Annotated in this window: 2 protein-coding genes; one reads left to right on the plus strand and one right to left on the minus strand. The window is 63.6% G+C overall.

The features are described 5' to 3' along the window. Window positions 1-242 (plus strand): CBS domain-containing protein (locus VQ02_RS34345; RefSeq protein WP_048448765.1); only part of this gene is annotated, 242 nt, incomplete at its 5' end. 62 nt (window positions 243-304) lie between these two features. On the opposite strand, the gene VQ02_RS34350 is transcribed toward VQ02_RS34345, so the two are convergent. Next, complete coding sequence (locus VQ02_RS34350) at window positions 305-721, minus strand: patatin-like phospholipase family protein (RefSeq protein ID WP_245239948.1); 417 nt, start codon at window positions 719-721, stop codon at window positions 305-307. Window positions 722-927 lie beyond the last annotated feature (206 nt).

The following is a 927-nucleotide window of genomic DNA, read 5'->3' on the forward strand; positions in this document are numbered from 1 at the left end:
GAGCGGGAGCCTTCGATGCCCCGATCTCCGAGCATATGACCGCGGCGGTGACCACCTGCAGCCGCTCCAGCACCGTCGAGGACGTGATGCAGCTGATGACCAACGGGCGCTTCCGCCACGTTCCGGTTGTCGAAGACGGGAGCCTCGCCGGCCTCGTCTCCATCGGAGACGTGGTCAAGCGCCGGATCGCCGCCGTGGAGGCGGAGCATCAAGCCATGCGCGACTACATCACGATGGCCTGACGAGGCTCCAAACGCGCCATTGAGGGTCTCCTCTCACGCGAAGCGGAGGGGCTCCGGCAGGGTCAGACCCGTTCCGCCGCCAGGGCGACGAGTTCCCTGATGCGTGGCAGGGCAGCCTTGGCCGCTTCCCGGCCGAGGAGGATCGCCTCGTCGGCGCGGTGGAATTCGAACAGGCCCATCTCCGCAAGACGCGGAGACACCATCAGGTCCGGCGGGTCGCGCTCTAATCTCGCCCGTGAGATACGGTCCTGGGTGATGTTGAACGCATCGAACATCACCCGCCCCATGCCGGGGGAGCCGGGCTCCCGAGGCGAGGCGGGACGTGGCCCCGCAGCGCGCCGGCCGGTGCCGCGCATGCGGCGCAGGAGGTCCCATCCCCGGCGCGACGTGGCGAGGGGCATGGCCGGCGAAGCGATCCCGTCGCTTTCCGGCCCTATCACCAGGCCGGGCTCCGTGCGCGGATCGCCGTTGAGGTTCACGCAGATCACCAGTTCGGCCAAAAAAAAAAAAAAACGCGAACAAATTACTTGCGTGGGAAGAAGCTGAGATGAGTGTAGAGAATAATCTACACGTCGATGCGCAAGACAGAGCGCATCACACAACACTAGGTATATTACGAGTGCGGCTTGAGACATAGACGGTAAAAGGAGGATCAACTATTCTCATACACTATAGCAGAACACCT

Origin of the sequence: Methylobacterium variabile, assembly GCF_001043975.1 — a bacterium.
Lineage (GTDB): Bacteria > Pseudomonadota > Alphaproteobacteria > Rhizobiales > Beijerinckiaceae > Methylobacterium > Methylobacterium variabile.